Raw genomic sequence first — 6551 nt, 5'->3', positions numbered from 1 at the left:
AGAAAGCGGTGGACGCGACAACTACCCTGACAAAATCTACAGCGGGCACGGTCAAATGTGGGAGCTGGCTTGCCTGCGATGCAGACAACTCGGTACATCAGACACACCGAGGTGATGCCATCGCCGGCAAGCCGGCTCCTACAGAAAAGCAGCTCTGCTTTCGCTTTGGCTTTTGCTGTGGCTTCTACCACTCAAGCCGGCCTGTAGGCCGCTGTGCTCTTGCTTTTGATTTTGATCTGACTGCCCCAATAAGCCGAGGCCGAACGCAGGTGGTGCGGAGCGGGTAAACCGGCAGGACGCCGGTTTAGCCGCGACGGGGCAGGGACGCCCCGTCGCGGCGGCCCGCGGAGCAATCCCGGAGTGAGGGAACACCGAGCCTAGGCGAGGTGCCGACAGGCGGGGCAGAGCCCTTTGGTTACTTTGGGGCTTTTCCAAAGTGACCCGCTGTAAGAGCGGAACCCATATCAGCCGTTACCGCAGAAATGGATATGTACACCCTCACTCCGGTAAAGGAATCACCCGCAACGGCCTCACCGACTTATAAGAAAAACTCGAATAAATCTCCTTAACACACGGCAAGCTCTGCAACACCTCCCGCGCAAACTCCCCAAACGACTCCAGATCCTTCGCCACCACTTCCAGCAAAAAATCATACCGCCCGGAAACGTTATGGCACGCCACAACCTCGGGAATCTCCAGCAACCGCTGTTCAAACGCCCGGGCAACCTCGCGGGTATGCGTGTCCATCATGATGCTGACAAACGCCGTCACCCCATACCCCAGCGCCTTGGGCGACAGGATCGCCTGATAACCACCGATCACCCCGCTGTCTTCCAGGTTCTTCACCCGCCGCCAACACGGCGAAGTGGTCAGCGACACCCGCTCCGCCAACTCCGCCACGGTCAACCGCGCATTGCCCTGCAAAGCGTTTAAAAGCGCCTTGTCAGTCCGATCCAGATGAATAGGCATATCTTGCCTCAAAACGTCATTTTTATTGTTTTTCATCCCAATCTACCGGGTTTTCCCAGCAAACTATGGAACGTTCGGCCGCAGTTATAAGCATAGCATTGTAGGAAATAAGGAGCGTCCGACCATGAAAAATAAACACAATACGTTCGGCTTTTCCACACGTGCCATCCACCACGGCTACGACCCCCAGGACCACCACGGCGCCCTCGTGCCGCCGATTTACCTGTCGGCAACCTTCGCCTTCCCCACTGCCGAATACGGCGCCGCCTGCTTTGCCGGTGAAGAGAGCGGGCACTTCTACACCCGCATCTCCAACCCCACCCTGGCCCTGCTGGAAGCGCGCATGGCCACCCTGGAAAACGGCGAAGCGGCCGTAGCCTTCAGCTCCGGCATGGGCGCGATTGCCGCGACGTTCTGGACCCTGCTCCGCCCCGGTGACGAGATCATCGTCAGCCAGACGCTCTACGGCTGCACCTTCGCCCTGCTGCACCACGGCATCGGCGAATTCGGCATCAAGGTGCGCCACGTCGACCTCACCGACCCGAACGCCCTGCGCGAGGCCATCAACCCCGCCACCCGGATGATTTACTTCGAAACCCCGGCCAACCCCAACCTGCAACTGGTGGACATCGCCGCCGTCGCCGAGATCGCCCACCAGCAACCCGGCATCACCGTGGTGGTAGACAACACCTACTGCACACCCTACTTGCAACGCCCGTTGGAAATGGGCGCCGACGTGGTGGTGCACTCGGCCACCAAATACCTCAGCGGCCATGGCGACATCACCGCCGGGATCGCGGTCAGCAGCCAGGCCCTGGCCCAGCGCATTCGCCTGCAAGGGCTCAAGGACCTGACCGGCGCGGTGATGTCGCCCCAGGACGCCGCCCTGTTGATGCGCGGCCTCAAGACCCTGGCCCTGCGCATGGACCGCCATTGCAGCAACGCCCTGGCCATCGCCGAAGCCTTGCAGGCCCATCCCCTGGTGGAATGGGTGACCTACCCCGGCCTGCGTTCCTTCCCGCAGTACGAATTGGCCGCGCGGCAGATGAAGCAGTCCGGCGGCATGATCGCGTTTGAACTCAAGGGCGGCATCGACATGGGTCGACGCTTCATGAACGCCCTGAAGCTGTTTACCCGGGCGGTAAGCCTCGGGGACGCCGAGTCACTGGCCCAGCACCCGGCCAGCATGACCCACTCCACCTATACCCCGGAACAACGCGCCCACCACGGGATTTCCGAAGGGCTGGTGCGGCTTTCCGCCGGCCTGGAAGATGTCGCCGACTTGCTGGCCGACGTTGCCCAGGCACTGAACGCCTGCGCCGTGAAGCCCAAATCCCGGGCGGTGCAACAAAACGTTCATCACGCTTGAAGTAAATTCACCAGCAGGCGCGACGTTTATCAATAGCCCGGCCTGAAAAGGTCGGGCTTTTCCCGTTGCGCCCTGCACCGCAAAAAATTTGATCCATTCATTGGTCCGTTTGCGACAGCCTGTACTAGCATACGAGGCGGCAGTCATGGATATCACTGCCCTGTACGCCGCCCTCCTTGAAACTCATGGATGAAATGATGAACTCACACCTGTTCCCTCACATTGGCAAAGTCATCGCCAGCACCGGCAGCCGGCACTTCCCGCGCATGCTGCACGACCTGATCCTCACCCAGCTGGCGGTCGACGCCACGCACATCACCCAGATGCCCGTGAGTTCAAAGGCACACGCTCTGCGCAAGGCCGGCAGTGCGCGCGCTCAGGGTATCAGCCCGGTGTACACCGACCCGGTGCTTGAACTGGACGAGGCCCAGGCCGCCGCACAACTGCACCTGACCCGGCGCAAGGATGACGTCAGCTACGTGCTGTCGGTGTATCGCGCCAACCCGTCACAGAGTTTTTCCCAGCAGGAACGGATCATCCTGCAAGACTTCTCCTCCCTGCTGCTGCCCATGGTTGAAAAGCACATCAGTGCCCTGCAACCCACTGGCCCGGACAGCGAAGCACCGCAGCAGCAAGGCATCGACACCTTGCGCCGGCGCTTCGAAGAACGCCTTGCGCAATCGGGCCTGGCCCTTTCCAGCCGCGAGCTTGAGGTATGCGTAGGGTTGCTGGCCGGGCGTACCGCACCGGAACTGGCGGAGCAACTGGCATTGAAGGTCAACACCATCGAGAGCTACCTCAAGCGGGCGGCGATCAAGATGGGCATCAGCGGCCGGCATTCGTTGATGCGGTGGATGTATTCCGCAGAAGAAAACACAGCTCTCTAGAACACCGAGGAACAAATGTGGGAGCGGGCTTGCTCGCTCCCACATTTTGATCCTCTATTCAGCCTAATCCCGCGCCAAGGCCTCGATTGGATCCAGCCGCGCCGCATTCCTCGCCGGTACAAACCCGAACACAATCCCGATCAGCGTCGAGCACGCAAACGCGGTGACCACCGAGCCCAGGGAAAACACCATTTCCCACTCTTTCACAAACAACGAAAACAGATAGCCGATGGCGAATGACAGCGAGATGCCGATCATCCCGCCAATCAGGCAGACCATCACCGCTTCCACCAGAAACTGCTGGCGAATATCCGATTGCCGTGCACCCACCGCCATGCGAATCCCGATCTCGCGGGTGCGCTCGGTCACCGATACCAGCATGATGTTCATCACCCCGATGCCCCCCACCAGCAATGAAATCACCGCAATCAACGACAGCAGCAACGCCAGGGAGCGGCTGGTTTTCTGCACCGTCTGCATGATGCTGTCGAGGTTGTTGGTAAAGAAATCCTTGGTGCCGTGGCGCTGCAACATCAGCTTGGTGACGTTCTCTTCCACCACCTTGCTCGGCTGGCCGTCCTTGATGCGCACGGTGATGCTGTCCAGATGGCGCTGGCCCAACAGCCGCCCCGCTGCCGTCTCATACGGCACCCACACGTTCAGCGCCTTGCTGGCGGCGAACATGTTTTTGTTGTCCGCCGTCACCCCGATCACCGTGCACGGCAGGCTGCCCACCAGGATCACCTGGCCCAACGGATCCACGCCGGGACCGAACAGCCGATGGCGCGTGTTGTGGTCAATCACCACCACCTGGGCCTGGCGCCGGGCGTCGCTTTCACTGAAGGTAATCCCGGCCTCGAGCTTCAGGCCCTTGACCTGGAAATAGCGGTCGCTGACGCCGTTGACCTGGGCGTCCAGGTCGATGTTGCCGTAGCGCAGCAACAGGTTGCGCCCCACCACCGGCGTGGCGCTGTCGACGTAATACAGCTGGTTCAGCGCGTCCACATCCGACGGCAACAGCGTCTCGATGGCCGAGGCACGGCTGTCACCGAAACTCTTGCCGGGAAAAATATCGATGGTGTTGCTGCCGATGGCCTGGATGTCCTTGAGCACGTAGCGCTTGGCGCCTTCGCCGATGGCCGAGATCGACACCACCGACGTGATGCCGATGACAATACCGAGCATGGTCAACAAGGTGCGCATGCGATGGGAAATCAGCGCGACCCAGGCCATGTTGAAGGCCTCCTTGAACAGCCCGAGGCTCGCCACCAACTTGCGCGCACCGCTGCGCTTGGGTTCGATGGGCGCCTCGGTGGGCAGGTCCAGGCCAACACTGTCATTGGCGCGGTCACTGACAATCTCCCCATCGCGCACCTCAATGATTCGCTGGGCATTGGCCGCCACTTTCGGGTCGTGGGTGACGATGATCACCGTGTGCCCGGCGGCGTGCAGCTCGGCCAGGATGCGCATCACTTCCTTGCCGCTGTGGGTATCGAGGGCGCCGGTGGGTTCGTCGGCGAGGATCACCTCCCCGCCGTTCATCAAGGCCCGGGCGATACTCACCCGCTGTTGCTGCCCGCCGGACAGCTGGCTCGGGCGATGGGTCAGATGCCCCGACAAACCCAACCGCGCCAGCAATTCTCCCGCGCGGCTATGCCTGGCGGTTTCCGGCGTACCGGCATAAATCGCCGGCATTTCCACGTTGTGCAACGCGCTCAGATGCGCCAGCAGGTGGTAACGCTGAAAGATAAAACCGAAGTAGTCGCGGCGCAGCTCCGCCAGTTGCTCATCACCCAGGGTGCGGGTTTCGATGCCATTGATCTTGTAGCTGCCGGCCGTGGCGTAGTCGAGGCCACCGAGGATGTTCATCAGGGTGGATTTACCCGAACCCGAGGCCCCGGTGATCGCGACCATTTCCCCGGCATGGATGGTCAGGTCAATGCCCTTGAGGGCAATGAATTCACGGTCACCGGCCATGAAACTGCGGACGATGCCTTTAAGCTCCAACAGTGGCTGAGTCATCAATCAGCCCCCCGCCACGGCGGGCGACGGGTCGCCGATCACCACCTTGTCGCCTTCGGCCAGGCCATCGAGGATCTGCACCTTGACGTTGTTGTTGATGCCGGTCTGCACCTGGCGCGTGCTGGCCTTGCCCTTGGCGTCCACCACCCGCACCGGGTAACTGCCGTCGGCGTTGCGCGGGCCGAGTGCGGCCACCGGCACCGTCAGCGCCGCCTTGGCAGTGTCGAGCACGATGCGCACCTGGGCGGTCATGGCGATGCGCAGGCGGTGGTCGGGGTTGGGTACGTCGAACAGTGCGTTATAGAACACGGCGGTGTTTTGCTTGGGCGTGCCGGCGGTCTGGGTTTCGAGGAAGTTTTGCGGGGCCGGTTCGGTGCCGCGCAGCTTGGCGTAGTAGCGCTTGTCGGCCTCGCCGAGGATGGTGAAGTACACCTGCTGGCCGGGGCTGATGTGGATCACGTCGGCCTCGGAGACCTGGGCCTTGACGGTCATGGTGTCCAGGTCGGCGAGCTTGAGCAGCACCGGCGCCAGTTGGCTGGCGATCACGGTCTGGCCTTCCTGAGTGACGATGCCCACCACATCGCCGTCGATGGGCGCGACGATGCGGGTGTAGGCCAGGTTGATCTTGGCGGTGTCGATCTGGATATGGGCGCTTTTGATCTGGGCGTCGAGGGACAGCAGGTTGGCGCGCTGCACTTCATAGTTGGACTCGGCGGTCTCGAAGTCCTGGCGCGAGACGGATTCGTCCTCTTGCAGGCCTTGGTAGCGTTCGTAGACGGATTTGGTTTCCTTGAGTTGAGCGGCGGTGGCGCGGCGTTGGGCCTGGAGGTTTTCTTCATCGACCTCGGCTTTGCGCAGGGTGTTTTGCAGGATCAACGGGTCGATTTCGGCGAGCCATTGGCCCTTCTTGACCTTGTCGCCGACCTTGACCTTCAGGGACTTGAGCTGGCCGGAGACCTGGGCGCCGACGTCGACCTGTTTGACGCCTTCCAGCAGGCCGGTGGCCAGGACGGCGTTTTCGATGTCACTGCGTTCGGCGGTCGCGGTCAGGTATTGCGGCGCGTCTGCGGGGGCCTGCACGGTGTAGATGATCAGGCCCGCTGCGACGGTCAACACCAGGGCCAATCCTGCTTTTCGATACTTTGACTTTTCCATAAATGACCATGAGAGGTGTTGAAGTTGTCCGGCTTTTGGCTCGGGGTACATATCCGTTTTTTGGGTAACGGCTGATATCGGTTCCGCTCTTTCAGCGGGTCACTTTTGAAAAGCGCAAAAGTAACCAAAACGCTCTTGCCCCACCACTC

The 6551-nt window shown here is 61.3% G+C and carries 6 protein-coding genes; 2 read left to right on the top strand and 4 right to left on the bottom strand.

What is annotated here, in order from left to right; all coding sequences use genetic code 11:
* Positions 1 to 498: 498 nt before the first annotated feature.
* Positions 499 to 969: an Lrp/AsnC family transcriptional regulator gene (locus MUM_RS0103950; protein ID WP_010167189.1), complete on the bottom strand. Its 471-nt coding sequence runs from the start codon at positions 967 to 969 to the stop codon at positions 499 to 501.
* Positions 970 to 1093: 124 nt separating this feature from the next.
* Between MUM_RS0103950 and MUM_RS0103945 the strand changes: the two genes are divergently transcribed.
* Together MUM_RS0103945 and MUM_RS0103940 are read left to right on the top strand one after the other, a co-directional pair.
* The gene (locus tag MUM_RS0103945) at positions 1094 to 2338 is read left to right on the top strand and encodes a methionine gamma-lyase (protein WP_010167187.1); all 1245 of its coding nucleotides are present in this window, start codon (positions 1094 to 1096) and stop codon (positions 2336 to 2338) included.
* Positions 2339 to 2523: 185 nt separating this feature from the next.
* Positions 2524 to 3225 (top strand): helix-turn-helix transcriptional regulator, encoded by a 702-nt coding sequence (locus tag MUM_RS0103940; protein WP_029615772.1) that lies wholly within the window; start codon positions 2524 to 2526, stop codon positions 3223 to 3225.
* Between the two features lie 63 nt (positions 3226 to 3288).
* Here the strand turns inward: MUM_RS0103940 and MUM_RS0103935 are convergent, their stop codons facing one another.
* The 3 genes from MUM_RS0103935 to MUM_RS1000000134685 all read right to left on the bottom strand — a co-directional run.
* Complete coding sequence (locus tag MUM_RS0103935; protein WP_010167183.1) at positions 3289 to 5247, bottom strand: MacB family efflux pump subunit; 1959 nt, start codon at positions 5245 to 5247, stop codon at positions 3289 to 3291.
* Between the two features lie 3 nt (positions 5248 to 5250).
* A complete protein-coding gene (gene macA, locus MUM_RS0103930) occupies positions 5251 to 6402 on the bottom strand; it encodes a macrolide transporter subunit MacA (protein ID WP_029615771.1) in 1152 nt (383 codons plus the stop codon).
* Positions 6357 to 6551, bottom strand: a 195-nt coding sequence (locus tag MUM_RS1000000134685; protein ID WP_238535518.1) for a hypothetical protein, incomplete at its 5' end; no start/stop codon positions are given. The genes macA and MUM_RS1000000134685, both read right to left, overlap by 46 nt.

The sequence above is a fragment of the Pseudomonas sp. PAMC 25886 genome (assembly GCF_000242655.1).
Taxonomy (GTDB): Bacteria; Pseudomonadota; Gammaproteobacteria; order Pseudomonadales; family Pseudomonadaceae; genus Aquipseudomonas.
The sequence above is the reverse complement of the archived record's forward strand: the minus strand, read 5'-3'. Positions and strand labels throughout refer to the sequence as shown.